Source organism: Pontibacter diazotrophicus (assembly GCF_003367245.1).
GTDB lineage: Bacteria > Bacteroidota > Bacteroidia > Cytophagales > Hymenobacteraceae > Pontibacter > Pontibacter diazotrophicus.
Map to the genome: position 1 here is coordinate 18795 of NZ_QRGR01000043.1, position 24783 is coordinate 43577.

Genomic DNA, 24783 nt, shown 5'->3' on the forward strand with positions numbered 1-24783 from the left:
GGACCGGAATACCTGTCTCCCCGGTAGATAACTAAGAGCAAAATGCTTGATTCATGTTTAGAAAAGATGTGGAAGAAAGCTAGCCTGCCAATACAGTAAAACGGGAGGATAACTGAACAAAGGAGTGGCAAAGCAAGGGATGAAGCATTAACCATAGCAACAGCTTGATGAAAATATATACACGTAAAGGCGACAAAGGAACCACCGGAGTTTTTGGAGGCAAAAGGGAGGACAAGGATTCAGCACGCATCGAGTGTAACGGTGCGCTGGATGAAGCCAACTCCACCATTGGTTTGTTAAGAGCAAAGCTAAATCCAGAACATGAATGGCAGCCGAACTTACACCGCATTCAGAAGGACCTGATGGATATGATGTCGCACCTGGCTCGTCCATCAGACTCGAACAAGGAAAATCCTAACCCCAAACCTGTGGATGGGGCTGAATTCTGCGAGCAATGGCTGGATGAGCTGGAAGAGAGCATCAGTTCTCCCTCTGATTATTTCCTGCTTCCCGGAGGCAATGAGATTTCAGCCCTCTGCCATGTATGCAGAACGCAGATCCGCAGGGGCGAACGCCGGTTGGTTGCACTAATGAAGGAAGATCCGATCTGCGTGGAAGAATATATCATAGCCTACGTCAATCGCCTGTCAGATCTGTTCTTTACCCTGGCAAGAGCCGAGATGGACAAAGCCGGAGTGGCAGAAGAAAAGTGGCAGCTGTTTTTATATAAAAGAAAAAAGAAACCATCAGCAGAATAGGGTTTGCATAAAATACATGGAATTTCATTAGGCCCGGGGGATCCGGAGCTCATCACGATAAAGGGTCTAAGGATACTTAAAGAGTCGGATGTTATTTTCTATCCCGGCTCCCTTCTTTCGGATGGCAGGAAAGAGAGTTATGTGCTTCCGATCCTGAAGCATTATGGATTAGAAGAATCAAGACTACAGGGCTTTTTTCTGAAGATGTCTACAAACAGATCTAAAGCGGAAGAAACTTACACAGAGACAGCCTTGGAAGTTTTCAAAGCGTTTCAGCAGGGAAAGAAAATAAGCATCGTTTGCGAGGGGGACCTTAGCTTTTATGCTTCATTTTCTTACTTACTGGAGAAGTTGCATCGATATAGCATGCCAGTAGAACTGGTTCCGGGCATTAATTCTTTTTCTCTGGGAGCTGCCAAACATCAGGTTCCCTTATGCCTGCAGAATCAGAAGGTAACTATTCTGCCGCGCGAAGAAAGTATTGAAAGTATTGAGCAGGCCCTGCAGCATCATGACACGCTTATTCTGATGAAGATACGGTCAGGATGGAACAGCCTTCGAGAACACTTGCTAAACAAAAACTGGAGCTACTACTACTGTGAGCGACTGGGTACAGAAAAGGAATTTATCACTTCAGATATCTCAGCACTACAGGATAGGGAAATTCCTTATTTCTCCTTATTAATTATCAAAAGATGATTCAGGTTGTTGGGCTTGGCCCCGGAAGAACTGATTATTTACTGCCGATAGCCAGAAAGGCCATAGAAGAGGCTGAGGTTATCATAGGGTATCATTATTACTTCCAGTTTATAGAAGACTATATACAGGAAGGTACAGAATGTATTGGCAAAGAACTGAGCGAGGAAGAGACAAGAGCCGACATTGCCATTGAGAAAGCTCTTGAAGGTAACAGAGTGGTGGTGATTGGGTCTGGTGACGCGGGCATCTATGCCATGGCCTCCATTGTATATGAGAAAGTGGCCCAATCTGAGGACGATATCGAGGTGGAAACCATACCGGGTATTTCTGCTTTTGTTGCAGCGGGAAGTAAGTTAGGTGCTGTATTGGGTCACGATTTCTGCTGTATATCCCTTTCTGATCTGATGACCCCCTGGAAGACGATCCAAAAGCGCATTGAGGCAGCAGCCTGGGGAGATTTTGTGACCTCTATCTACAACCCCAAAAGCAAAAAAAGGTATTGGCAGATAAATAAGCTGAAGTCCGTTTTCCTGGAGCACCGCAACCCCAAAACCCCTGTTGCCATCTGCAAGCAGTTAGGCAGAGCGGAAGAGAATATCACACTCACCACACTGGCTGACCTTGATATTGAATTGATCGACATGTTCAGCCTGGTAGTGATCGGCAACAGCCAGACGTTCAGGCATAAAAATAACCTGATCACGCCAAGGGGCTACCTGAACAGGAAGCCCCATACCGGCAGTGAGATACAGCAGGCCAGTTTTCAGGAAATCCTGGCACAGCTGGAGGTAAACAAATACCCACAGGACTTTCTATGGGCCGCTGTTCGCTGCATACACACGTCCGGTGATTTCGATTATATCCATCACCTGACTACATCTGCGAACGCTATAGCAGGCTGGCACGAGTACCTGCTCGGAGGAGGCACTATTGTGACAGATGTCACCATGGTACAGGCAGGTATCACCAAAGCTTTTACAAGTAAATATGGGAATAAGGTGGTATGCCTGCTTAATGACGAGGAAACACTGGCGCTGGCCGAGAGAGAAAATCTGACACGTTCGCAGGCTGGAATAAAACTGGCTGCGCAGCGACACCCGGGGGCACTCTTTGTGATTGGCAATGCGCCTACCGCTTTGATAGAGATCGCAGATCAGACTAAAGAAGGCACCATAAAGCCAGCCGGTATTGTGGGTGCTCCGGTAGGCTTTGTGAATGTAGTGGAGTCTAAGGAGCGCTTAAAACTTCTATCTACTCCCTATGCTCTCATTGAGGGGCAGCGCGGGGGCAGCAATTTCGCAGCGGCCATTGTGAATGCCGCCTTCACGCTAAATGAAGCAAAAGCTTACGTTGGGGAAGTGATTCAAACTGAGAAACAGGAGGCTTCATGAACTTCCATGTGATAGGTATAGGTAACAGAGAGTTTAGTTTATCTCAACACCTACAGGACCTGATATCTAAAGGCACCCTCTTTAGCGGAGGGGAGCGCCATCATGCCTTAGTCAAGCATTTATTGCCGGCAGAGCACCAGTGGATTATGATAAAAGCGCCTCTGGAAGCCGTGTTCGAAAGCTATGTAAAAGCCAGGCAACCTGTTGTGGTGTTTGCTTCCGGAGATCCTTTTTTTTATGGCTTCTCCAACACATTACGAAACAAATTCCCGGCAGCAAGCATTCAAACTTATCCTTACTTTAACTCTATTCAGTTACTGGCTAGCCGTGCTAGCATTAGCAGTAATGATCTCAGAACGGTAAGTGTACACGGAAGGTCCTGGCATGCTCTGGATGAGGCTGTGCTGAAGCAGGATGCTCTAATCGGTGTTTTAACGGATCAAGCACACTCCCCTGCCGCTATCGCAGAGAGGATGCTAGGCTATGGGTACTCTAACTATACTATGTATGTGGGGGAAGACCTGGAAGGGGAACAGGAGCTGGTACGGCATTTGCCATTAGAGCATGCTGCCCGGGAAGCATTCCATATTTTGAATTGTGTGATTTTAAAAAAGGAGATACATCGGATGATTCCTTTTGGAATTCCGGATCACCTTTTTGAGGGGCTGGAGGGACGCCCAAACATGATCACAAAAATGCCTGTCCGGCTCTGCTCCCTCCATGCACTGGAACTTGACAACAAAAACGTATTGTGGGACATTGGCTTTTGTACAGGCTCTTTAAGCATTGAGGCAAAAATAAGATTTCCTCATCTTGCCGTACACGCCTTCGAGAAAAGAACAGAGTGCCTGCAAATAATGAAGCAAAACCAGCATAAACTTGGAGCCATGGGAATAACATCTTACATCGGTGACATTTTTGAGGAAGATCTATCACAACCTGCTGCACCTGATGCAGTTTTTGTGGGAGGGCACGGAGGCAGATTAGAAGAGCTGTTACAGAAGTTAAACAACTATGTAGTACCAGGCGGTAACATAGTCATTAACGCTGTACAGGAAAGCTCTGTCAGCGAATTTACAGCAACAGCAAAAACCCTCGGCTGGAAATTAGAAGAACCATTGAAATTAAAGGTAAACTCGCACAACGATATTACCATTATGAAGGCGGTAAAACACACCTGAAAAATGTCAGAGATACAGAAAGTAGCCATTGTGGCCTTTACAGATAATGGTTTATCTATTGGTAGAACCATTCAGAAAGAATTTTACCGTAGTAAGTTATTTACGACCCGGGAAACGGAGTTTACAAAAGATATTCTCAAAATCGGGAATGTAGCTGATTTATTGGAAAAGAAATTCCATACCTACGATACATGGATCTTTGTGGGTGCCCTTGGCATCTGCGTACGCAGCATTGCCCCCTTTATTCAGGATAAAAAGTCAGACCCGGCAGTTGTAAACATGGATGAGCAAGGAAAATTTGCACAAGCTGTGTTGAGCGGCCATGTAGGCGGAGCAAATGCCGTGGCAGAAAAGTTAAGCCGTATCTTTCAGGCACAAGCTGTTATCACCACGGCCAGTGATCTGCAGAACATTTGGGCGCTGGACTTATTGGCAGAGAAGTTTAACTGGACAGCAGTTTCAGATTTTCCTCTCAACCAGCTTATCTCGCTTTTTATAAATAATAGGCCTACAGCACTTGTGCTAAAGGTAAAAGTTGCCGGCACTGCCTATCTTGAGAAAACCAAACCTCATTTTGTAGACATTTATTATAACCTGCAGGATGTGGTTCAGGACAGCTATGAACTTATCATTTATGTTGGCTATGAGTTGCTTGCTACCACTGTTCCGAATCTTTCTTTTCACCCTAGATGCCTTGTGGTGGGCAGCGGTTGCTCGAAAGAGATTGAACCTGCGCTTTTTGAGGAGGCCTTACTGCTGCACCTGAAACAAGAGGGTATCTCTTATCAAAGCATTGCGGCGTTGGCTTCAGTTGATATAAAGCGAGAGGAGAAAGCTTATCTGGCAGTAGCGGAGAAGTACGGGTGGGAATTCAACACCTTCACTACCGAAGAACTGAGCCAGGTACATCTGGCGAATCCTTCAGCTGTGGTACTAGATAAAATCGGAATTGAAGGAGTGTCTGAGAGTGCTGCGGCATTACAGGCAAAAAACCCTTTCTGGCTGATTGAGAAAACCAAAGCAGAAGTCTCTTCCGGCAAGAAGTTCACCTATGCCATCAGCCTTATAAACAAGTTTGAGCGTAAAGGGCAGATTGCCATTGTGGGTGCAGGACCCGGAGCACCGGAATACATTACGCTGCAGGGAAAAGAACTCTTGGAAACGGCAGACTGTATTTTGTATGCAGGTAGCCTTGTACCTGAAGAACTCACACATTTCGCTAAGCCAGGTGCCCTTGTCCGAAATTCAGCTTCAATGACACTGGAAGAGCAAATTGAAATCATTGATGAATTTTATGAGCAGGGTAAATTAATAGTAAGACTTCATTCTGGAGATCCTGCCATTTATGGGGCCATACAGGAGCAAATGACCCTGTTTGACGAAAAGAACTATGATTACTTTATTGTTCCTGGCATTTCCTCTTTCCAGGCTGCGGCCGCTTACCTTAAATCAGAGTTTACTGTACCTGAGGTAGCACAAACCATCATTCTCACCCGCGGGGAAGGCAACACACCTATGCCGGAACATGAGAAGATTGAGGACATGGCTAAACTTCGCGCTACGATGTGCATTTTCCTAAGCGCAGGGATAGCGAAAAAGGTAGAAGGCCAACTGCTGCAACACTACCCGGAAGACACCCCTCTTGCTGTCCTGTACAGGGTCAGTTGGAAAGACGAAAAAGTATGGACAGGTAAATTGAGTGAGCTTAGCAGCATCATCGACCAGAACAAGTTAACCAGAACGGTTCTGATTATAGTGGGTGAAGCGGTAGGTGCACGCAAGAACCGTTCCTGGCTTTATGGTGATAACTGGTATCATATCTTCCGGAAGAAAGGAAAATCAATGGTAGCTGGAAAATGATTCTGCTCTTAGGTGGTACAACAGAGGCGAAAGAGGTTGCCTGCTGCCTCGAAGCAGCAGGCATGCCTTATATCTACTCTACCAGAACGGAAGTTAAGTTTGAAGGTAAAGGAGTATCCCGGTTTGGTGCCCTTAACAAGGAAGGCTTAGAGTGCTTTTGTTTTACCAACCGGATTTCCTGCATCATCAATGCCTGCCACCCTTTTGCGCATGAACTGCACCATACTGTTGCCGCTGCTTCTCTGAATATCCCCAAAATCCGCTATGAAAGAGGATTTCCGGAAAGAGCACAGCATGAGCTGGTCCATTATATAAAAGATTATTCAGAGGCTCTAGCATGGACAGAAAACAGTGGCTTCACCTCTATGCTGGCCCTAAGTGGCGTACAGTCTATACCCCACCTGAGAAGCTTCTGGCAAAAGCATCGCTGCTGGTTCAGAATACTGGACAGGCAGTATTCAAAGGATTTTGCCAGCCGCCACAGTTTCCCTGCCGACTATTTACTTTTTGGTCTGCCGCAGGAAAAAGAGGAAGAAGTCACGCTCTTCCAGAAGCTTAACCCGGATTTGATCCTGACAAAGGAAAGTGGTTTGAATGGTAAGCTCGATTCCAAGATAGAGGCAGCCATCGCCTGTCATATTCCCATTCTGGTTATAGAGAAGCCCGAACTTCCCCGGGCTTACAAGCTTGTACACAGCCAGCAGGAATTACTTCACTTGTTCCAACATGAGTGAGCTTCAGGAAATACCGGACGGGCCTCTTAGGACGGGATTCACCACAGGTGCATGTGCCACAGCCTGTAGTAAAGCCGCCTTGCAAGCCTTGATCACACAAAAAGAAGTGAAGCAAGTGTCTATTATGCTACCTGCTGGCACGAGCGTAGAGTTTGATATAGTTTCCTGCCACATAAGCCTGAGCGAAAGCAGCTGTACGATCAAAAAGGATGCGGGAGATGATCCTGATGTGACACATGGCGCCATCATAGGCGCTACTGTGAGACTGAATGAATCAGGGGAAATAAGATTCCTTCAGGGTGAAGGAGTTGGGGTGGTAACCTTACCAGGCCTGGAAATAGGTGTGGGTGAGCCGGCCATCAATCCTGTTCCGCGCCAAATGATTAAGAATGCCTGTAGAAAGGTTTTATCGGAACATGGCTTAGAGCACAAAGGCATTGATGTGACCATTTTTGTCGAAGATGGCGCTAAAATAGCTAAAAGGACGCTTAATGAACGCTTGGGTATAGTGGGGGGAATATCCATTTTAGGAACCACAGGCATTGTCACCCCCTTTTCAGCTTCCTCCTACATCGCTAGCATCAGGCAGGGTATCGATGTAGCCCTGGCTAATGGTACAGACGAACTTGTCATAAACTCAGGGGCAAGAAGTGAGAAATTCTTAAAAGCCTTGTTTCCGCATCTTCCTGAATTTGCCTTTGTCCATTACGGTAACTGGATTGGGGAAACCCTTCAAAAGATTGCAGAAAGCCCTGTCAGAAAAGTTTACATGGGGATTATGCTTGGTAAAGCTGTTAAATTGGCAGAAGGCCAGTTAGACACCCACAGCAGTAAGAATTCATGGAATAAGGAGTTTATCTATCAATTGGCAAAATCAAATCATTATCCTGAAGCTGTTTTAAACCAGGTTTTAGAGCTGAACATGGCAGGAAGATTAACGGAATTATTTAATTTTACTTCCACGGAGAAATTTTACCAGGCACTGTTGGAATCCTGCTTGGAAAAAAGCTTGCATATAGCTCCGAATGTTGACCTGGTTCTTTACCTTATCAACAAAGACGGAGCCTACATAAAATACACAAGATGATAAACATAATTAGTATCAGTCGCCCACTATTGGCAGGTGTATTACACTCCTTCGAACCTGATCATGTTACGGCGGTGTCGGTATTAGCAGCCGACAACGCTATAAAAAAAAGAAAAACATCCTTCTCTGTTATATTCAGAGCATCTCAATGGGCTATGGGACATTCCGTCACGCTATTGCTTTTTGGGATGATTGCCCTGCTCTTTAAATCCACTGTACAAACAATAGTCGAAGATATTTCTTATTGGGCCGAACTTGCTGTAGGCCCTATTATGATCTTGTTGGGAATGCAGGCAATAAAAAGAAACCATAAGCTAAATGAAATGATGCGTGACCATAAGAAGCTAGAGGAACATGATCATTTAAACAGCAACCCCATCCACCTTCATGGCAAAGGTGGAGAAGAAATTGCTATGAACCCTCTGAACCGCTCCTTTTGGATCGGTATGCTCCATGGACTAGCCGGTACAGGCGGTGTGCTAACCTCTGCCCTGGTGATTAGTGCCTCCACCATCAGTGAAGCTATCATGATACTGGTAATAGAGTCTGCCGGAATTATTCTGGCCATGGGTGTTTATAGCTATGTGCTGATTTCCACAATGAGCAGATTTATAGAGCGTAACATGATCATCTTTAAATGGATGAACGGACTGGCGGGACTGGCTTCTATCCTTGTTGGGCTGGTGTGGATTTATAGTGCATTCTAACTAAGTACTGCCTAAATATTCTGAACCAGTTTTCCCGAGACAAATGGCAAAAGCGTTTGTGATAGCAGCACCTTGGAGCAACTCAGGTAAAACAACCTTTACCCTGGCTTTGTGCCGCCTGTTTAAAGGCCAGGGTTTAAATGTTCAGCCTTTCAAATGCGGTCCTGACTATATAGACACCCTGCACCACAGCAGGGCAGCTGGGACTCCCAGTATCAACCTGGATACCGTCATGATGTCGGAAGAACATGTCCAGGAGCTTTTTACTGACTATACCTCAAGGGCTGATGTGGCTATAGTAGAGGGTGTGATGGGCTTGTTTGATGGGGCTGTCAAAGGGAAGGGAAGCTCGGCTGAAATAGCAAAATTACTGGACCTGCCTGTTATCCTCGTCATGAATGCCAGCTCTATGGCCTATTCCGTTGCACCCATCCTCCACGGCCTGAAAACGTTCGACCCAAAGGTGAAGATTGCCGGTGTTGTCTTCAACTTCGTCAGAACCGAATCACACTATACTTTTTTGAAAGAAGCATGTGAGGATGTGGGCCTTAAAGCGCTAGGGTATCTGCCTCCCAACGAGGAAATTAAAATACCATCGCGGCACCTGGGCTTGTTTATAGAAGACAGCTTTGAACATACAATTGATAGGGCTGCCAAGCATGTGGAAGCTCATATTGCTGTTGAACAGCTCTTGAGCTGTGGAAAAGATATAGCAGTAGCAACAAAGCCTCGTAAAACAACTCTGCAAAAAAAATACAGGATAGCAGTTGCCCGAGACGAAGTCTTTTCCTTCACTTATTTTCAGAACTTAAAGAAATTCGAAGACTTAGGTGAGATTATATGGTTTAGCCCGCTTCGTGATACCACTTTGCCCGAAGCTGATATCCTGTACCTTGCCGGTGGCTATCCGGAGCTGCACCTAGAGGCTCTTTCCGGTAACAAAGTCATGAAGGAAGCGATCGCGGCCTTCGCAGCAAAGGGAGGAAAGATAATAGCCGAGTGCGGCGGTATGATGTATCTGGGCAAAAGCATAACTAACGAGCAGGGAGGCACTTATGCAATGACTGGAGTCTTTGATTTCAGTACGTCTATGGAAAACAAGAAGCTTACTTTAGGATACCGGATGGTTTCCTTTGACAAGCTCAATCTCTCAGGTCATGAATTTCGCTATTCTTCCCTTATACATCATCAGGAACCACCTGCTGTAGCTCAAGTATATTCAGCAAGTGGCATAGAAGTAAACACCAGATTGTACCGCTATAAAAATGTCATAGCCAGCTACATACATTTTTATTGGGCTGAAGGCAATCAGTTAGAGCAAATCTTGGATCACCTGGCATAACCTCCCCTGAGAGATACAAGGCTCTGCGTTTTCAGATACCCAATACCTTCTTCAACTTACTACCCAGCGTGTTCTTCTTCTCTCCTACTTTTTCATCTTCCTCGAAAAGGATACCTTTTACATTCAGGTGATGGCCCACCTGCTCCTGCCCCTGCTCCTGCTCAAAACCGATGATCTGCTTACGGTATTTACAGAGTTGGCAGTTCATATTCCCCACTCCGTTAATCGCCTGCTCCAAGCGTTCATCAAAAGCCTTCAACATCAACTCGTCTGTTCCGAACGGAGCGGTATAAACATACTCAGCGGATGATGTGTTGTTCTGTTCATCTACTGTTGCGTATATCCTGTCAAGCAGAATGCCGGTGAAGAAAAAGAACGGAATGACGATCGTTCTTTTAAAGCCTAATTTATCAACTAACTGCAAAGATTCCCGGACAGAAGGATAAGCAGTGCCACTGTAAGCGGTGGTAGCAAATCCAAATCCCATGCCTTCCCAGAGCATGCTCATCAGCTTTTGTACATCGCTGTTCGCATCAGGGTCTGTTGTGCCTCTTCCTACTACAACAAGGCATGTTTCTTTGCGGTCAAGGGGCGATAAGGACGCTTCCGTTTCCTCTATTCGCTTTTTAGCCAGGTCCAGGAGAAAAGCGTTAACTCCTATAGGGCTTCCCATTTTGATGTTCAGGTCATCATAGTAGGTCTGGATCGTATTCAGTTCGTAGGGAATATCATTCTTGGCGTGTGCTCCTGCAAAAAGAATAACAGGTAAGGCATAGATAGTCCGTACACCCTTCGCATACATGCGTTCAACGGCTGCATCATAAAGGGGGTGATTAAATTCCAGAAAACCGTAATCTACTTCATAGTCATTTTTGTAGCGGTCTTTCAGGATTTCAACCAGCGTTTTAAATGAATCTACTGCCGCGGTTTTTCTACTGCCATGGCCGCAAAGCAAAACTCCTTTCTTCATCATTGTATCTTCTTAAATGCCTCTTAATTATAAATAGTAGCGTAGTTCTTATACTTGGGAGCTTTTTGCTGATAAAACCGAATCATTTGTTATGGGCGCAGCTCCGATCAAAAACACAACCGGCATCTGAATAGCGCTTTGCTCTATTTTCTTCTGTATAGTAGCCAGTGTTGCACTGATGATCATTTGGTTTGATCTGGACACGTTGGACACTGCACTGACCGGAATAGAACCGTCTTCACAAACTTCAATGAGTTTTTCCACTATCTTCTCTAGGCTTTTCAGGCCCATGTATAATGCTATGGTATTTCCCGCCTTTAACATGGCCGCAATTCCATTCAACTGTTCAAATGAATAATCTGCAGTATGTGCCGTACAGATGAGCACAGCATTCGATCTATGCCGCTCTGTCAACGGGATGTTCAGCAAACCGGCAGCCCCCAAGGCCGCGGAAATTCCAGGCACTACCTCGAAAGGGATATTCTTCTGCAGTAGGTAGCGGGCTTCCTCTGCAGCACGGCCGTAGATATAAGGGTCCCCAGACTTAAGCCGTACCACATTTTTCCCTTTTCTCCAATACTGCTCCAGCAATTGATTGATGTGCTCCTGCCTGTCTGTCTGGTTTGTGGCATCCCCATATTTCCTTCCGGCATATACTTTTTCAGCCTCTGTATTCAGGCTTAATATTTCGTCCGAAATAAGGTTATCATAGAGAATCACCTCTGCATTTTTGATGCAGTTGTAGGCTTTTATAGTGAGAAGCTCTACGTCGCCAGGTCCTGCTCCTATGATTAATACTTTATTTGCATTCATGATGACCTAAAATTACAGAAACAAGCGTATTATACTGCAAAACTGCCCTCTATCTCAACTCCTTTTAAAGTGAGTTAGCGTGTGTAGTAAACATACAACCTGGTTTGATTAATGAAGCGTACCTATCTTACCACTGTTGACAGAAGGCCCTACAACAATTTATTGACCAGCGGGGTTAAACTTTCAGAAGTAAGCTCATTAATAGATATGTACTGTCCTCCCAATAGCTTAGCCAACTCCCCGGCCTTACCTAATTGCAGATAGTCATTTTCTGTGTTCAAGACCAAAGAGGAAACGTTCATATCTTTTAGCTGTGTGGCTAAAAGACGGATTTGACTCCAGGCATCTCCTCCACCCGGCAGCGCTACATTCGCTTTACCATCGCTGAGGATGACCAGCAAGGGTTGTAAATCTTCTTCTGGGTTGAGCTTGCTTAACACCTGAATAGTAGTTTGCATTGCATGCGGAAGCGGTGTACGCCCTCCCGTTGGTAAATTTCTCATGGCCTGTTCAGCCAGCTCTACACTGTTCGTTGGGTAGAGCAGCACCTGTGCTTCTATACCTCTAAAAGAAATCACACCCACCGTATCCCGTCTTTGGTAAGCATCCGTCAGAAGACTAAGTACGGTACCTTTAACGGCTTCCATGCGGCGGCTTGCCGCCATCGATCCGGAAGCATCCACCACAAACAAGATAAGGTTACCCACTTTGCCCTTACGTACCTTCTGATGAAGGTCGTCCCGAGATACAGTTAACTGTTCTGGGTCACGCAACAAGGCATGGTAAACGGTCGCATCTATGGCTATGTCCGTCGCATCTTTGTTTGGTTCAGCACGGACATACAAGCCTCGCTGAGAATTATTGGACTGGCTTCTACGGCCAGCAGATGCCTGCAATGTTTGCTTTTTGATGGACTCCACCTCTAAATGGGGTAAAGCCATTGCCGGAGCAGCTCCAAAGACCTGCTCTTCTACCGGCGCGTCCTGCTGTGGTTTTTCCTCTTCCTCCTGGGCCTTGTCAGGCGAAGAGGGTTCTGCGTCTGATGATGCCCCTGGGCTACTTTCCGGTTGAGAGGACTTGTTATTCTCTGATGGAGGGGCAGGTGTATTTTCAGGCTTATCTTTTGAATCTGAGGTCGCCTGTTGCATCAACTCCTCCAGCCTATCTTCCTTTATTTTACTCTCTGAAAATGGGCTTTTACGTTTCCGATGTGCTAAAACCAATTCGGCAGACTGGCGAATGTCTTCTGCAGTAACCTCGGAACGTTTGTATAAAGCGGCCAGGGTAAGCGCCGTTTTATACATCACAATATCTGCCCGCAGGCTAGTGACTCCTAATTCTGTACAAAGCTGACTGATAAGCGTAAGCAAGCCTTCAGGCATGGTAACAGAAGGCAGCAACTCTTTAGCAGCTATAAGTTGCCGCTGCAAGGCCTCCTGTTGCGCCGTCCATTCTGCCACGAAATTTTGCGGATTGGTTTCAAAGGCAATCCGGCGGCGCACGACCTCTGTCCTCTCTTTTACATCCCGCGGCGCTTCAACATCGACCATCATTCCAAACCTATCCAGAAACTGCGGGCGAAGGTTTCCTTCCTCCGGGTTCATTGTTCCAATCAACGTAAACCTGGCAGGATGGCTCACAGATAGTCCTTCCCGCTGTATGGTGTTTAACCCCATAGCAGACACATCCAAAAGCACATCTACTAAATGATCGGATAATAAATTCACTTCATCGATGTAAAGAATACCCTGGTGCGCAGCAGCTAAAAGGCCTGGCTGTAATTTCTTTTTCCGTTCTGCCAATACGCCTTCCAGATCAAGGCTTCCGATTACACGGTCTTCCGTAGCACCCAAGGGGAGATTGATGAATGGGACCTGTGTATCTATTACCTGTAAATCAGGTTGCTGACAAGCCTCACATGTTTGTAAAGGTGAGCCTGGTGGACAGTTGAAAGGGCAATCAGCCACTTTTGGTATAGAGGGCGCTACCTCTGCTAAAGCGCGCGCAGCCGTACTTTTTGCCGTACCCTTGTCTCCCCGGATGAGCACACCTCCTATACCGGGATTGATGGCACATAGAAGCAAAGCTACCTTTAGTTTTTCCTGCCCTACTATGGCTGTAAAGGGATAGTTCATATGGATAGATGTAAACACAACCGGAATCTTACTGCTGATGATTTAAATCACTCCGGCTCTTAAACTTCATTTCTTGCTTCTAACATTGTTTCGCTGCTCAGGTAAACGTCTTGCAATGCCTGAAGCATTGCAGGGGATGGTGTTTCCCACATGCCCCGTTGGGCAGCCTCTAACAGACGCTCGGCAACAGCATGCAAGGCCCAGGGATTATTGTCAGCAAAGAACTCCTGCATTCCTTTATCCAGCGCATAGGTTTCAGCTACTTTTTCATACATCCAATCGTCCACCACATGCGCCGTTGCGTCATATCCGAAAATATAATCGACAGTAGCCGTTAACTCTAACCCACCTTTATAGCCATGTCGTTTAATGCCGTCCAGCCATTTTGGGTTCACCACCCTGGTACGGAATACACGGTTAACCTCTTCTTTCAGGTCACGCACAATTGGTCTCGACGGATCCTGTGTATCACCAAAATAATTTTTGGGTTGTTGCCCTGTCAGGCTGCGGATGGTGGCAATCATGCCGCCATGGTATTGCAGGTAATCGTCACTGTCAAAGATATCGTGCTCGCGGTTGTCCTGGTTATGAAGCGCGACTTCCACTACTGACAGCCTCTGCGCAAACTCGCTACGCGCTTCTACGCCACTCACACTTCCTGTGTAAGCGTAGCCACCCCAGTTAATGTAAGTTTGGGCAAAATCGGCATCTGAGTGCCAGTTCTTTTCCTGTATCAGTGGTAATATGCCTGCTCCGTAACTGCCGGGAGGGGACCCAAAGATCCTGAACCCAGCCCGCTGTTCAGCTTCTTCAATAGGCATGTCTTCCTGTGACTGCAATTCAGCCAGATCTCTCAGATAATGCTTGCGAACGAAGTTCTCCTCTTCCGGTTCATCCAGGGAAATAATTAATTGTACTGCATTATCTATCAGCTCTATCAAATGAGGAAAGGCATCCCTGAAAAAACCGCTGATGCGCGTGGTGACATCTATACGGGGCCTTCCCAGCTCCTGCAACGGAATTACGTCAAGCTTTACCACACGTCGGCTTTCTGTTTGCCAGATGGGCCGTACTCCTAATAAAGCCAGAATTTCAGCCACGTCATCACCATGCGTTCGCATGGCACTTGTTCCCCAGATGCTGATGCCGACGTTTTCAGGGTAAAGCCCTGTTTCTTTTAAATGACGTTCCAGTACTTCACGGGCGAGTTGTTGGCCTACCTCCCAGGCTGCCTGCGAAGGTAAGGCGCGGGGATCAACCGTATAGAAATTACGCCCGGTAGGTAATATGTGGGCCATCCCACGGGTAGGTGCCCCACTAGGTCCGGCCGGTACGTAACCACCTGATAACCCATGCAAAAGATTTGTTATCTCATCGTACGTATGCGCCAGATTAGGCAAGACTTTACCAGACACAAATTCCAGCACCTGCCGTACAGCGTCAAGACCGGGTGTGGTCAATTCCATGTCAAATGTTTCCTGTAGTACTTCAGGAATGGCGTCTGTGCTGTAGTTATACTTTTGCAGAACACGAAATAAATGATTACTCAGTTCATCTATTACTTCCAGAACATCCGCTCCTGTTACCAAAGGTCGTCCGGCTAATGTAATGAAATGGGCAGGCAAGACATCAAGACGCTGCCCTTTGTAACTCAGCAACTCATTTATATCAAATCCGAACAGAGAAGCTATGGCTGTCTGCAGGCCCGGCACATCTATATTGGCAAGCCTGGTCAGTGACTGGAGCATATCGATTAAAGCATCTCCGGCTGGTGCCTCTCCTAATATATGCAGTCCATGCCGTATCTGAGCCGCTCCCAGTTCACACAGATATCCGTCAATATCTTCAATTAAATGCGCTATGTCCTTACCATCCATTTCGGCCAAACTCACAGGAACACCCTCGGGTGTCATTTCTTCGTCCCAGTCGTGCTTGTGGTCCCCGTGGTCACGCTGCAGCATAACAGCAAGGTCTTTATCTAAATTCGTTTGCTTGATCAGGTCCCATATCTGCCTTTGCAGCAACGGAAGCTTAGTGGGATCCAAAGTTTCTACCTGGTAATACTCATCCACCAGCTGTGTAAGCTGCGCCAGCTCACCGTAACTGTCCGCAGAGGTCATAGGCGGCGTAAGATGGTCAACCACCACAGCATGCGCCCGGCGCTTAGCCTGAGAACCTTCACCGGGATCATTGATGATAAAGGGGTAAAACAAAGGCATGTCTCCAAGAAAAGCATCCGGGAAACAGTTCTTTGAAAGTCCAATACCTTTTCCCGGCAACCATTCCAACGTGCCGTGTTTTCCTACATGCACAATGGCGTCGGCACCCCAGTCATCGCGAAGCCAGCGGTACAAGGCGTAATAATGATGCGTGGGTGGTAAGTCAGGCTGGTGGTAAATGGCATCAGGATCCATGCCATAGCCACGGGGCGGTTGCAGGACTACCATTACGTTCCCTAATTCAAGCCCAGCAAGTGAAATGTGCCCGTTGTGTACGTATGTTTCTCCCGGCGGTGGCCCCCATTGCTTCTGCATTTTTTGCTGTAAAGCTTCCGGAAGCTGAGAAAACCAGTCCACGTACTTGTCGAAGGCCACTCTGCCTACGGCATTATCCAGCTGTTCCGGTGTCAGGTATGTTTCATCGTAGGAACAACGATTGATCAGGGTATGAATAAGCTCAGTACCTGAAATAGGAAGATCCTCTATATGATAACCCTCCGCCTGCATAGCATGCAGTATAGTTAACAAAGAGGCTGGTGCATCCAGGCCTACGGCATTCCCTATCTGAGAAGCTTTGCTACTGGAGTTGGTAAAAATAAAAGCAATCCGCTTTTCAGGGTTGGGCAAATGTCGTAATCGGGCAAAGCGAGCAGCCAGGCCGGCAACGCGTTCAATCCGGTCTTCCTGCGGTTCGTATCCTTTCGCTTCCCGGCCTTTCTCTTTAAAAGAAACAGGCACTGTGATAATGCGTCCGTCAAATTCAGGAATTGCTACGTTCATGGCAGTGTCCAGCGGATTTAATCCCCTGCTGGATGATTCCCAGGGCCCCCGCCCCATGCCACTTGTTATAGCCTGGAGAATGGGAACATCCAATTGGCTTAACACCTTATCTCCTGACATACCTGTGCTATCCACACTCCCATCACGCATAGAAAAAGAAACCGTATTGACCAGCGTATCTATTCTAATCCCTTCCTCTTCTTCTCTGAAGAACCGAAAAGCATAAGGCCACCCGGAATCAGGGTCTGTTGCTTTCAGGGAGGCCGTATAAACAGGCAGTACATTCAGCTCTTTATCTTCTAAAGCCCTGACCAGGGAATCTACAAAAGCAGTATTGCCACTGATCCAGTGGGCGCGGTAAAAGGTCATACCCACTGTGGGATAAGCAGGGTTATGCCTTTTTACCCAGTCCTGTATGCTTGCGTTTTCAGGCAGGTCAGGATGATAAATACCATGATCCGGTAAAATAATGGGTGCCTCATACCCAAAACCTGTCATGAGCAGATGATCAGACAGAAAGTGCAGGAGGGACACTAAATTGATGTGGCCACTGGCCTGCAGGTAGGCTAATGTCTCGTGCAGTATGGCGGGTGACACCGTAGAAGTGGCTGCAAATTCAGGATTCAATTCCCCGGAACCGCTTAACACGATCAAGTGCTGCCCCTGAGCTTTAGCACGGCGCACTAATTCACTGAAACCTGGTATGCTGCTTGGGCGCCCCAGAATACGGAGAATGATAATCTGAGCAGCTGCAATTTCCCTATCCAGTAACTGCGCCATGTGGGCCTCGCTTTTTACAGCCAGCAGATTAATACCCATTGTTTTGGGGAAATCTTCGGGCAACAGCTTCAGGGTGTTGTGAAGCGTAAGCAGATCTGTATCGGCGTGTGTGAGAAAGACAATCCCGCCATCTGGTGCAGCAACCTCTCCTGATAGAGTTGCAGTTTCAGAACCTTTCCAGGTATAGAACTGAAAAACATACTCGCTCAGCTCTGCTGGTGGCACCAGAAAGCCATCAGCCGCAATCATGATTTCAATGTAGTCAAATATGGCTTTTACCTGCCATTCACTGTTTATAGAGTGGAACCAGACAGAATTACCGTCAAAGAGTAAGGTAACAACGTTAGCCAGCGTGCATGGCCCCAGGCAGCCGCCTTTGGTCATGTGCACCACATTCCGAAGCTTGCGTTGCAGCCATTCACTTTTATATAAATCTACTGGTACAGGAGCATAGCCCCTGTCAACTCTGCCACAGCAGCAAGCATTGTAGCAGTATGACAGATGTCCCCGGCGTTGCACCAGGTTAATGGCTTTCCCATCGGCTCTGATTACCCGCTGGCGCTTTATCTCTCTCATTTGGCCTCTATTGCCTCCCTTTTAAGATCTATAAAATTTGCATGACTGATTAACAGTCATTATCGCTTTAGCCATCAATTCTTATAAAGAACTATGGAACTATCAGCAACATCCCTGAATATCAGAAAGTCTAATACCGTATCGCCATAACCTGCTCTGCCAGTACCCACAACCCAATAGAAATCGAGAAAACACCGGCTCCGGAAATAATATACCTGAAAAAGAACCTGCTTCGCTTCACAATATGGGAGAACGACAAGGAAAGGAGGTAACCATAAGCCGTCATGGTCAGTAAAATTCCTGCGGACTGAAGGATGATAATCCATATGGCAGTGTAGCTATTATCAGCAGCCACAGTAAGCGCCACCGTACAGGCACCACCTGTTCCTGCCATGCCATGTAACATACCTATTCCCAAAGAACGGCTTATTATAGATTTCTTTTTTTCAGCATTTACCAGAGGTATTACCCGAGGCACATTCGGTTTATAAGCAAGAAGCAAGGAACTTATGCCAATCCAAATCATCATTGGCCCTATAGCCCATTCTGCTACAGTACTGATGCTGAAGGGCAGGGCTGACTTAAGAAGCAATGCCCCGATGCTCAGCAAAATCAGGGTAATAGAGTGCCCCAATGCCCACTGGCTTGACTTCCACATCACGTTACGCAGCTTTGCATTACTGTCTTTCTCAGAAGTAAGCACTGATACAGCAGCCACGTGGTCCGGCTCAAAGGAATGCTGCATGCCAAGCACAAAAGACTGGATTAGTATAGGAGCAACCATAGCTTAATCCTGTATATTGTCAGCAGAGATATGCACGGGCTGTATTGCAGCATCTCCTTCTCTATAAAGAATACCATCCAGGACCTGGCCCTTTAGAATGTGGTTGGAGACAAGGTGCACAGCCCTGCTTACATCTACATCCTTATACCAAACGCCATCAGGGTAAACAAACATGATGGGGCCACTTTCACACTGGTCGGTACATACAGCTTTGATAGTATGCACCTGCTCCTTTAAGCCAAGGGCCTTGATACAACTTCTCAAAGATAAGATACTCTCTGCTCCTCCCCTTTTCGTGCACGCAGAACCGCTACACATAAAAATTATCTTCTCTACTTTGGCCAGATCCTTACCCATAGCTTTTATTATTGTTAGTAAACACAGTATCCCTTCCACATCCTATAGAAAGCATTCGCCTTCTGTAGACGCAGAAAGAAGATTTAATACAATAAAATAGTTAAAGGGAACACGGTTTAACTATCCCAAACCTTTTACCCGAAGGTGTTGGATATTGTATGTATGGGCAGGTCTTCTGACTTACTCTACTTTGTCGGGCCTTCCCGTCCGGTGTACAGACAGTGGCTAGAGGAATAACAAAGCACTAAAGAGATTACAGCAGCGGGAACTGTTCCGGACTCACACCGGATTCCCTATTAATTCCCTCCCGGGAAACCAATACATTGCAAAAATATAAAATAAAACCGGAGGCATACTAACTACAGATGGAATAGTAAAGCAAAAAGTTTATTAGTCAGAACGTAGTGCACCAAAAAGTTGCATCTGAAATTCACAATTAATTTAGATTTCAGGTGCAATCATCCCGGTTTGGAAACCAGAGGGATCAAATTTTTTCACCTCAAGGATTATAGATTCCTGTTCAGCGGGTATAAAGTTGTAAATTGTGACGTTTTCGGCCAGGAAACTGGTTTATTTACCCCATCAATTATAAAGATGATTGTATTTATAACCGGAGGAGCCCGCAGCGGGAAAAGTCGTTTTGCCCAGGACATGGCTCTTAAATTAAGTACTGCGCCTGTATATCTTGCCACAGCAAAAATTTGGGATCAGGATTTTCAGGAGCGGGTAAACAGGCACAAGGCAGAAAGGGGATCCGAATGGACAAATTACGAAGCATATAAAGACTTGCACCAACTTCCCCTGCAGGGACGTGTAGTAGTAATAGATTGCGTCACTTTATGGCTCACCAATTTCTTTATGGACTGTGACAATGATTTAGAAAAGTCATTACATATGTTTCAACAGGAAATAAGTAACCTTATCAACTTAGATGCTACTTTTATTATTATTTCCAACGAACTTGGAATGGGTTTGCATGCCGACACGGCTGTTGGCCGCAAGTTCACAGACTTACAAGGCTGGGCCAACCAATACGTAGCCTCGGTGGCAGAAGAAGCGATCTTTATAGTTTCCGGACTGCCTTTGTATCTTAAGAAACAACTTTGAATTTTTACCGGCTTTACCGCCCATTTTTATTATCTTTTACCAGCATTACTGTGCAGACACCACAACTTATACAACTAGAAGAAATATTAGCCGCTAGGCGTGATACACGCCATTTCACAGATGAGGTTGTACCGGATGAGGTGTTAGAGAGAGCCCTACGGGCTGGCCATATGGCTCCTTCAGTTGGACTGACTGATGCTACGAGGTATTATGTTGTTAAAAGTAAGGAGGTAAAGCAGGAGATAAAGAAACTATTCCAAAAGTATAACCGGAAAGCCGCTGACCAAATCGAGGATGAGGCACAGAAAACGGCCTATGCCGTTTTGAAACTGGAAGCCATTGTGGACGCTCCCCTTGGGCTGGTGGTCTGCTATGACCGCTCTGTGCTGAATTCCTTTACCATCGGCACCGTTGCCAGTAACGATACCATCAGGTTCAGCGCCGTATGTGCCGTGCAGAATATATGGCTGTCGTTAACGGAGCAGGGCTATTCGATGGGGTGGGTATCTATATTGGACTACTACGAGTTCAAAAACTTGCTGGGGCTACCCGAGGACATTGAGCCGCTGAGTTATTTCTGTGTTGGCAAGCCAGCTACAGACTACGACAAGCAACCTATGCTCCAGCAGCAAGGCTGGAAACAAAAGTCCGCTGCCCCATCTGTCATGGAAGTAGAAAAAGTGCACCTACCCGTCACTCCTGCCTTTGAACCGCCACACCTTCATGCACCGCAAAATGAACTCCTGGCTGAACGGCTGCAGTACATCATCGACCATAAAACAAAGCCGACAGGGGCATTGGGAGTATTGGAAGACCTCGCCCTGCAAATAGGAAAAGTCTTCAACACGACTGCTCCTGAAGTAAAACACCCCCACCTGGTGGTGTTCGCTGCTGACCATGGCATTGCACAACATGGGGTAAGTGCCTACCCCCAGGAAGTGACCAGCCAGATGGTGAAGAACTTCATTGAAGGCGGCGCTGCTATCAATGCCTTCTGTCAGCAACACCACATTACACTCAGCATAGTGGATGCAGGTGTTAATTATGACTTCCCCCCCAACCTGCCCATCCTCCATCATAAAATGGGAAGGGGTACCCATTCCTTTTTACATGGCCCGGCCATGACACGAAACCAGGTGCACACCTGCCTGCAGAAAGGCAGTGAAGTCACAACCAGCATCTACCAGACCGGGTGTAACACCATAGGGTTTGGCGAGATGGGCATCGGGAACACCTCTACCGCAGCCGTTTTAATGAGCCTGCTGTGCCACATCCCTATTGAGCAGTGTATCGGCAAAGGTACCGGTGTCGTAAAGGAGAAGCTTGAGAAAAAGCAGCAGCTACTGAAACAGGCGATCGAAAATTATCAGGGGGAGCAGGATAGTTTCGCTATCCTGGCGCATTTTGGAGGCTTCGAAATTTTACAGATGGCTGGCGCTATGCTGCAGGCAAAAAGAAAGGATATGCTGCTGCTGATAGATGGTTTCATTTCCAGTGTCGCTTTTCTGTGTGCCTATAAAATTGAACCGAAAGTGAAAGAAAATGCTGTTTTCTGTCATCAGTCCGATGAAGCAGGACACAGGCTCTTGCTTCAGACGTTAGGGGTTAATCCACTACTTCAACTGGGCATGCGCTTAGGGGAAGGGACAGGATGTGCCGTAGCTTTCCCTCTCCTGAAAAGCGCGACTGCTTTTTTAAATGAAATGGCCAGCTTTGAGCGTGCCGGTGTAAGCAACAAAGCCTGACATGAAACGGGAGATAAGCATATTCTTTACAGCGCTAATGTACTATACCCGTATCCCCTGCCCCGGCTGGGTAGTTTATCAGGAGAGCTATCTTCACCAGGCAACACGTTACTTCCCTTTTATAGGCTGGTTAATAGGTTTTTTTGCAGGCCTCCTTTTTCTTGCTGCCTCCTACCTGTTTGGCACTGCACTGGGCATTATACTGTCCATGGCTGGTTCCATTCTGCTGACAGGCGCTTTTCATGAGGATGGTTTTGCCGATGCCTGCGACGGCTTCGGCGGTGGGTGGACAAAAGAACGGATTCTGGAAATCATGAAAGACAGCCGCGTCGGCACCTATGGTGTGGTCGGGCTGATACTCATACTTGCCGTTAAATTTTTTTCGCTGCAGCAGATGGTCAGCAACAGCATGCAGCCGCTTGTGCTCCTTCTTTTATTCATGACGGCCCACGCACTCAGCCGCTTTGTGGCATCTACCTTCCTTTTTACGCACACCTACGTTCGCCTTTCCGAAGACAGTAAAGTAAAACCTGTTGCCCAGGGGGGAGAGAAACACAACTTTTTCATTGGGGCTGCACTGGCTTTTATACCACTTCTTACCCTTCTGTATTTTACGGGTAAACCACTCCTGATCACAGTCCTGCTACCACTGTACCTCCTAAAGCTATACCTGGGCCGCTATTTCACCAAGTGGATTGGCGGGTACACCGGGGACAGCCTTGGAGCCACACAACAGGTTTGCGAAGTCCTTATTTACCTGACATTCATCGTGCTATGGAAATTTACCTGATTCGCCATACAACACCGGCTGTAGCCATAGGCATGATCTATGGGCGAACGGATGTGGCCTTAGCCGATACATTTGTAGAGGAGAGAGAAAAGATTCTGAAAAAGCTCCCATCAGAATTAGATGTTGTATACTCCAGCCCTTCTACCCGCTGCACACAGTTGGCTGACCATATTTCAAAAAACTATAGAACTGACGAGCGGCTTTATGAGGTCAACTTTGGCCGCTGGGAGGGTAAAACATGGGACACAGTTGATCAGCAAGAGTCGGCCCCCTGGATGCAGGACTTTGTACATGTTTGCCCTCCGGAGGGAGAAAGCATGCTGGCAATGCAGAAGCGGGTCATGCACTTCTGGGAAGGGTTGCTCCGGCTTTCCCCCGCCAAAGCAGCTGTTGTGACGCATGGAGGGGTGATCCGCATCATCCTTGCTGCTGTCAGAAATATGGCACTGCAATCTTCCTTCGAAATCAAGGTAGGTTTGAGTGATGTAATTTTAGTGCGCCCGCACCTATCCGGCAGGAAAGAGGAAATAACGGTGTTATAGCATCGATACGATTTACACAAGTTCTTTTAATTATCCTATTAAAGTTAATCCTTTTCCACCATTCTTCATGATTTCTTCATAAAAGAATAATACAATTACCTCTATATTTAAATTAATCTATAATTATAAACAGGTAAGTATTATGAAGAACATTCAACTTTTGGCCATTGCCCTCGGGATGTGCGCACTGGTTTCCTGCGACAAGGAGTCTGACGCAACAATGGAAAGCTCCACCGTCAGCGGCGCGGCCGTGAAGGGCTATGTAGGCTCTGCCAGAGTGGACATCTACGAGTACAGCGCCAATGGAGAGCGGGGCACTTTGGTAGCCTCCACTGCCACGGACGCCAAAGGAAGCTTCAGCGTTGAGACCAGTTACAGAGGGCCTGCTGAAATTGTCGTAACCCAGGGCAGCTACAGCGATGAGGCGACAGGAACCGCAGTCTCTCTGGAGAACAGGGAGCTGAGAGCAGTTATCACACTGGATAAAAATGACAGAACCGCTGCCGTTACGGCCCTGACGACCATCGCCGCACAGCACGTGGACGCACACGCGGCCGCAGGCATCGAGACTGCCATCGCGAACGCAAACCAGGAGGTGGCAGCGGCCTTCGGCCTTACAGGCATTGACATTGCCAGTGACATACCTGCCGACCTTTCCCAGGCCGCTACTGGCAAGGCCATGGCACAGGTTAAATACGGTGCCGTGCAGGCAGGCCTGTCGCAGGCAATCAAGGAAAGCAACATTTCTGCCGAGCAGCTTCTGACGCTGGTGCAGGACATGTCAGAGGATTTCTCCGACGGTGTATTTGACGGAAGGTCAGGCGGTGCCGCCCTGGAGTACTCCCAGGCACTTACCCCTGAGCAGGCTATGACAGGACTCAACACTGCCATAGAGAACTTCATGAACAGCTCCAGAAACAGGAGCGGCCATACAGCAGGCTCTGTCGGAGTTTCTGTTCCGGCTCCAGGTGGAAGATAAACCACTACCACCATGTAACCTGATGTGTTTCAAGGGGAGCTCCTGCTAGCGCTATGAAAGCCTGCCAAGGAACTCCCCAACACATGCTTTCAACTACCTCCTCCTAACCGAATAACATATGATTAAAGAGTTACCCATAATGAAACTCTGCCTTGCCCTTGTGATCGCTTTTGTTGCTTTCAGCAGCCAGAGCAAAGCCCAGACACTGCAAAGGCAGGGCATTGGGAGTGCCGGCAACCATATCCTCGCCGATGGGATACTGGTTCAACAAACTATCGGGCAGCCCTATGCCACTGTCGGTTACCGCGATGATGCTATTACTGAACTTGCAACAATAAATTGGACAAAGGATTAAGCTGCTAAATGTTTAACATTTCTTCCATTTGTTTGGGTGTACGGTATCCCAGACTTGAATGGAGTCTTTCTCTGTTGTAGAAGATCTCGATG

The 24783-nt window shown here is 47.0% G+C and carries 21 protein-coding genes and 1 riboswitch; of the genes, 15 read left to right on the forward strand and 6 right to left on the reverse strand.

Annotated elements, in window-relative coordinates; all coding sequences use genetic code 11:
- The first annotated feature begins 167 nt into the window (after positions 1-167).
- Genes DXT99_RS24860 through DXT99_RS24900 form a run of 9 tightly spaced genes read left to right on the forward strand, consistent with a single transcriptional unit; the run spans position 168 to position 9759 of the window.
- Positions 168-758 (forward strand): cob(I)yrinic acid a,c-diamide adenosyltransferase, encoded by a 591-nt coding sequence (locus tag DXT99_RS24860; RefSeq protein WP_115568303.1) that lies wholly within the window; start codon positions 168-170, stop codon positions 756-758.
- Between the two features lie 3 nt (positions 759-761).
- Complete coding sequence (gene cobI / locus DXT99_RS24865; RefSeq protein WP_115568304.1) at positions 762-1457, forward strand: precorrin-2 C(20)-methyltransferase; 696 nt, start codon at positions 762-764, stop codon at positions 1455-1457.
- On the forward strand, positions 1454-2848 hold the full coding sequence (gene cobJ / locus DXT99_RS24870; RefSeq protein WP_181885256.1) for a precorrin-3B C(17)-methyltransferase: 1395 nt from the start codon (positions 1454-1456) through the stop codon (positions 2846-2848). Before cobI ends, cobJ begins: the two co-directional genes overlap by 4 nt.
- Entirely contained in the window at positions 2845-4029 is a 1185-nt protein-coding gene (cbiE, locus tag DXT99_RS24875; protein WP_115568306.1) for a precorrin-6y C5,15-methyltransferase (decarboxylating) subunit CbiE, read from the forward strand. The genes cobJ and cbiE overlap by 4 nt, the downstream gene beginning before the upstream one ends.
- Positions 4030-4032: 3 nt before the next feature.
- Entirely contained in the window at positions 4033-5889 is a 1857-nt protein-coding gene (gene cobM / locus DXT99_RS24880; protein WP_220273449.1) for a precorrin-4 C(11)-methyltransferase, read from the forward strand.
- Entirely contained in the window at positions 5886-6623 is a 738-nt protein-coding gene (locus DXT99_RS24885; RefSeq protein WP_115568307.1) for a precorrin-6A/cobalt-precorrin-6A reductase, read from the forward strand. The genes cobM and DXT99_RS24885 overlap by 4 nt, the downstream gene beginning before the upstream one ends.
- Positions 6616-7710, forward strand: a complete 1095-nt coding sequence (locus tag DXT99_RS24890) for a cobalt-precorrin-5B (C(1))-methyltransferase (protein ID WP_115568308.1) — start codon at positions 6616-6618, stop codon at positions 7708-7710. Before DXT99_RS24885 ends, DXT99_RS24890 begins: the two co-directional genes overlap by 8 nt.
- A complete protein-coding gene (locus DXT99_RS24895) occupies positions 7707-8417 on the forward strand; it encodes a cytochrome c biogenesis protein CcdA (RefSeq protein WP_115568309.1) in 711 nt (236 codons plus the stop codon). Before DXT99_RS24890 ends, DXT99_RS24895 begins: the two co-directional genes overlap by 4 nt.
- A gap of 43 nt (positions 8418-8460) precedes the next feature.
- On the forward strand, positions 8461-9759 hold the full coding sequence (locus DXT99_RS24900) for a cobyrinate a,c-diamide synthase (protein ID WP_115568310.1): 1299 nt from the start codon (positions 8461-8463) through the stop codon (positions 9757-9759).
- Between the two features lie 31 nt (positions 9760-9790).
- Here DXT99_RS24900 and DXT99_RS24905 read toward each other — a convergent pair whose 3' ends face one another.
- From DXT99_RS24905 to DXT99_RS24930, 6 genes are all read right to left on the reverse strand, one after another.
- Entirely contained in the window at positions 9791-10732 is a 942-nt protein-coding gene (locus DXT99_RS24905) for a sirohydrochlorin chelatase (RefSeq protein ID WP_115568311.1), read from the reverse strand.
- A gap of 45 nt (positions 10733-10777) precedes the next feature.
- Positions 10778-11542, reverse strand: a complete 765-nt coding sequence (gene cobA, locus DXT99_RS24910; RefSeq protein ID WP_115568312.1) for a uroporphyrinogen-III C-methyltransferase — start codon at positions 11540-11542, stop codon at positions 10778-10780.
- A gap of 149 nt (positions 11543-11691) precedes the next feature.
- Complete coding sequence (locus DXT99_RS24915; protein ID WP_115568313.1) at positions 11692-13677, reverse strand: putative cobaltochelatase; 1986 nt, start codon at positions 13675-13677, stop codon at positions 11692-11694.
- Positions 13678-13736: 59 nt separating this feature from the next.
- On the reverse strand, positions 13737-18032 hold the full coding sequence (gene cobN, locus DXT99_RS24920) for a cobaltochelatase subunit CobN (protein WP_115568314.1): 4296 nt from the start codon (positions 18030-18032) through the stop codon (positions 13737-13739).
- Between the two features lie 130 nt (positions 18033-18162).
- Complete coding sequence (locus DXT99_RS24925) at positions 18163-18816, reverse strand: hypothetical protein (RefSeq protein WP_115568315.1); 654 nt, start codon at positions 18814-18816, stop codon at positions 18163-18165.
- Between the two features lie 3 nt (positions 18817-18819).
- Positions 18820-19173 carry a (2Fe-2S) ferredoxin domain-containing protein gene (locus tag DXT99_RS24930; RefSeq protein ID WP_115568316.1) on the reverse strand — a complete coding sequence of 118 codons (354 nt, stop codon included), beginning with the start codon at positions 19171-19173 and terminating at the stop codon, positions 18820-18822.
- 148 nt (positions 19174-19321) lie between these two features.
- Positions 19322-19508: riboswitch (cobalamin riboswitch) on the reverse strand.
- Positions 19509-19767: 259 nt separating this feature from the next.
- Here DXT99_RS24930 and DXT99_RS24935 point away from each other — a divergent pair.
- From DXT99_RS24935 to DXT99_RS24960, 6 genes are all read left to right on the forward strand, one after another.
- Positions 19768-20280 (forward strand): bifunctional adenosylcobinamide kinase/adenosylcobinamide-phosphate guanylyltransferase, encoded by a 513-nt coding sequence (locus DXT99_RS24935; RefSeq protein ID WP_115568323.1) that lies wholly within the window; start codon positions 19768-19770, stop codon positions 20278-20280.
- Positions 20281-20330: 50 nt separating this feature from the next.
- Complete coding sequence (gene cobT, locus DXT99_RS27900) at positions 20331-22025, forward strand: nicotinate-nucleotide--dimethylbenzimidazole phosphoribosyltransferase (protein ID WP_220273450.1); 1695 nt, start codon at positions 20331-20333, stop codon at positions 22023-22025.
- Position 22026: 1 nt separating this feature from the next.
- On the forward strand, positions 22027-22815 hold the full coding sequence (locus DXT99_RS24945) for an adenosylcobinamide-GDP ribazoletransferase (protein WP_115568317.1): 789 nt from the start codon (positions 22027-22029) through the stop codon (positions 22813-22815).
- The gene (cobC, locus tag DXT99_RS24950; RefSeq protein ID WP_115568318.1) at positions 22800-23357 is read left to right on the forward strand and encodes an alpha-ribazole phosphatase; all 558 of its coding nucleotides are present in this window, start codon (positions 22800-22802) and stop codon (positions 23355-23357) included. The genes DXT99_RS24945 and cobC overlap by 16 nt, the downstream gene beginning before the upstream one ends.
- A 142-nt stretch (positions 23358-23499) precedes the next feature.
- A complete protein-coding gene (locus DXT99_RS24955; RefSeq protein ID WP_115568319.1) occupies positions 23500-24336 on the forward strand; it encodes a hypothetical protein in 837 nt (278 codons plus the stop codon).
- Between the two features lie 139 nt (positions 24337-24475).
- Positions 24476-24691, forward strand: a complete 216-nt coding sequence (locus tag DXT99_RS24960; RefSeq protein WP_147294306.1) for a hypothetical protein — start codon at positions 24476-24478, stop codon at positions 24689-24691.
- Positions 24692-24783: the final 92 nt, after the last annotated feature.